5 protein-coding genes are annotated in these 2,962 nt (G+C 63.5%); 2 read left to right on the forward strand and 3 right to left on the reverse strand.

The genetic code is table 11. The features are described from left to right. Together H8A92_RS40075 and H8A92_RS40080 are read right to left on the reverse strand one after the other, a co-directional pair. Nucleotides 1-297 (reverse strand): cation:proton antiporter domain-containing protein (locus H8A92_RS40075; RefSeq protein ID WP_229200752.1); only part of this gene is annotated, 297 nt, incomplete at its 3' end. A gap of 313 nt (nucleotides 298-610) precedes the next feature. Next, on the reverse strand, nucleotides 611-985 hold the full coding sequence (locus H8A92_RS40080; RefSeq protein WP_021077543.1) for a nuclear transport factor 2 family protein: 375 nt from the start codon (nucleotides 983-985) through the stop codon (nucleotides 611-613). Between the two features lie 98 nt (nucleotides 986-1,083). Here H8A92_RS40080 and H8A92_RS40085 point away from each other — a divergent pair, with 98 nt between their 5' ends. Then, complete coding sequence (locus tag H8A92_RS40085; protein WP_229200753.1) at nucleotides 1,084-1,530, forward strand: GFA family protein; 447 nt, start codon at nucleotides 1,084-1,086, stop codon at nucleotides 1,528-1,530. Nucleotides 1,531-1,536: 6 nt separating this feature from the next. Here the strand turns inward: H8A92_RS40085 and H8A92_RS40090 are convergent, their stop codons facing one another. Further along, on the reverse strand, nucleotides 1,537-1,953 hold the full coding sequence (locus H8A92_RS40090; RefSeq protein ID WP_229200754.1) for a hypothetical protein: 417 nt from the start codon (nucleotides 1,951-1,953) through the stop codon (nucleotides 1,537-1,539). A 204-nt stretch (nucleotides 1,954-2,157) separates the two neighbouring features. On the opposite strand from H8A92_RS40090, the gene H8A92_RS40095 reads away from it, so the two are divergent. After that, nucleotides 2,158-2,962: caspase family protein (locus H8A92_RS40095; RefSeq protein WP_229200755.1), on the forward strand; the 805-nt coding region annotated here is incomplete at its 3' end.

Raw genomic sequence — 2,962 nt, forward strand, 5'->3', positions numbered from 1 at the left:
GACCATGAAGGCGGTGAAGATCACGCAGCCGACCGAGAGCAGGATGATCGGCCGCAGATTGGCCTTGAACTCGCGCCAGCTCATCGCGACGCTCGCCGAATAGATGAGCGGCGGCAGCACCACCAGGAGCACGAGCTCGGGCGGCAGTTCCAGCGACGGCATGCCCGGCACGAAGGCGAGTACGACGCCGACCAGCAGCAGCAGGATCGCCGGCGCGATATCGGTCCGCCGTGCAACCAGGGCGGTTCCCGCCAGCACGCCGAGCAAAGTGAGAAAGATCTGAAATTTGGCTTCCATAATGGGCTCAATTCGCCCGGAAACCAGCGCCAGTCAATGCGGTCCGGCCGGAGCCGGACCACTAGATCGGGATGAAGTTAGGTCGAATCGGTTCGGCGGCTTGGCGCGGCCTCGGTTCACCTCTCCCCGCCGGGGAGAGGTCGGATTGCGAAGCAATCCGGGTGAGGGCTCTTGCTCTCTCGATAGGCTATAACCCCTCACCCGATTTGCTACGCAAATCGACCTCTCCCAAGGGAGAGGTGAATCGTGTCCATGGCCGGTTTGATCGGAACTCATCCCGCTTTAGGTTGGTAGGCTGGCGGCGGGCCGCTGGTCAGTCCTTGAGGTCGTAACGGTAGGATTTCGAGACGATCTGCCAGCCGTCGGCGAGCTTCATCGCCACCAGATAGTCGGTGAAGTAGCGCGGCGGCAGCTGGCAGCGCACCTTGATGAAGGCGGTGTTGTCGTCGGAGCGGTCGATGGTGACGATGAAGTCCTCGCGCGGCTTGCCTTCGGCCTTCGCCGACGTGCGCTTGCGCACCAAAGCGAGCCAATCAGGAACGGTGAGGACCTTCAGCTCGCCCTTCTCCACCCAGCGCAGGTCGGCGCTCGGATGAAAGGCTTCGGCGAGCTTGTCGGCGTTGCTCTCATAAAGACCGTCGAAATAGGTTTGCACGACGTTTTCGACGGTGGATCGATCTTGGCTCATTGGTTAGTCCTCCCGGCAGGATTTGACTGCTAGGATTTAGGCATGATCCGCCGGATTGCGCCATGGCCGGCGATAAAATTCCGCGTGAGGAGCAAGTTGTGACCGCATCCGAAAATTCCAACGCAAATTCGAAGCATCGTATCCTGACCGGTGAATGCTTCTGCCGCGATGTGCGCTACGAAGTGGCCGACGCGTTTGGCTATGCGCTGAATTGTCACTGCTCGAACTGCCGGCGCACCACGGGATCGGCGTTCAAGCCGTTTGCGGGAATCGTGCGCGAAGAATTTTCGGTCACCAGTGGTGCCGAAGGTCTTTTGATCTACGGCGATGACACGACCCACGACGCGCATTGCGGCCGCTGCGGGTCGCTGCTCTATTCGCGCGTCCGTAACGGCGCCTATGTCCATGTCACGATGGGCACGCTGCGCGATGCGCCGACGATCCGGCCGACCGCGCATATCTTCGTCGGCTCCAAGGCGCCCTGGTACGAGATACTGGACGACCTGCCGCAATATCAGGAGCATGTGACGCAAAGCGGGGAATAAGTCCGCTCAAGGCAGGTTCTTGCCCTGAGTCTCGTCCGCTTGCGCCGCTGACGTCTCGGACGGTCCCAGCGAGAAGGCGAGCACGACGTTGTCGGCGCGCTGCTTGAACTCCTTGCCGACCGCCGCGCGCGCGGCGTCGGCCAGTTCCTGCAGCGGCTTGTCCTGCAGCAGGCTCGGGAAGGTGACGGTGACCGACGTGAGCCGGCCATTGTGCCAGTTGAATGCGACCGCCGGTTTGACCCCGACCATCGCAACGAGATCGTTCTCCACGGCCTTGGCGTGCTTGAAACCATCGAATACGGCATCGACCAGGCCGCAGCCCGCGGCGCAGCCGGCCAGCAGCGCGAGAGCGAGAAGGTTTCGCGCCATGCGGCCGGTCGTGCCGGATCGGGCGGATGGAACCGGTGCGCTGGTGCCCTGCATGACGTCCTCCGTGGTTCTGTTCTTGTTGCCCCGATCGTGCACGAAATCTCGAGCCCGGCCAAATCCGAACCACCGGTCGGTTTCCTCGACTAACAGTCAGGATGGCCTGGTCCACGCCGGCGCGGATCGTGAGCCATCTCACGAAGCGCGGCGCTTGCTTCTGGTAATCGGGCCCGCGTGTTAGAAAATGGCCAGAGTGTCGCCATGAACGGGTCTGGGCTCTTGAAACTGAAACGACTGCTGCTTGCCGTCGCGGCCTTTCTGATCGTCTGCCAGCCGGCCTTTGCCGAGAAGCGCGTCGCGCTGGTGCTCGGCAATTCCGCCTACAGGAACACCGCGCCGCTGACGAACCCGGTCAACGACGCCTCGGTGATGGCCGCGACGCTGAAGAACGCCGGCTTCGACGTCGTCGACTTCCGCAAGGACCTGCCGGCGGTGGAAACCCGCCGCGCGCTGCGCGAATTCGCCGACCTCGCCCGGGATGCCGATATCGCGCTGGTCTACTATGCCGGCCATGGCATCGAGGTGGATGGCGCCAATTACCTGATCCCGGTCGATGCGAAGCTGGAGCGTGACACCGACGTCTATGACGAGGCGTTCTCGCTCGACCGCATCCTGGTCGCGATCGAGCCGGCCCGGAAGCTGCGGCTGGTGATCCTCGACGCCTGCCGCGACAACCCGTTTGCCAAGACCATGAAGCGGACGCTGGCGACCCGGGCGATCGGGCAGGGGCTCGCCAAGGTCGAGCCGACCAATCCGAATGTGCTGATCGCCTATTCGGCGAAGGCCGGCTCCACCGCGGCTGACGGCGACGGCAAGAACAGCCCGTTCACGATTGCGCTGTCGAAATTTCTGCCGACGCCCGGCCTCGATGTCCGCCGCGCCTTCGGCTATGTCCGCGACGAGGTGCTGAAGACCACCAACAATCGCCAGGAGCCGTTCGTCTACGGCTCGCTCGGCGGCGAGGACGTGCCGCTGGTGCCGGCACCGGCCAAGCCGGCGCCTGCCG

Source organism: Bradyrhizobium acaciae (genome assembly GCF_020889785.1).
In the GTDB taxonomy this organism is placed as follows: domain Bacteria; phylum Pseudomonadota; class Alphaproteobacteria; order Rhizobiales; family Xanthobacteraceae; genus Bradyrhizobium; species Bradyrhizobium acaciae.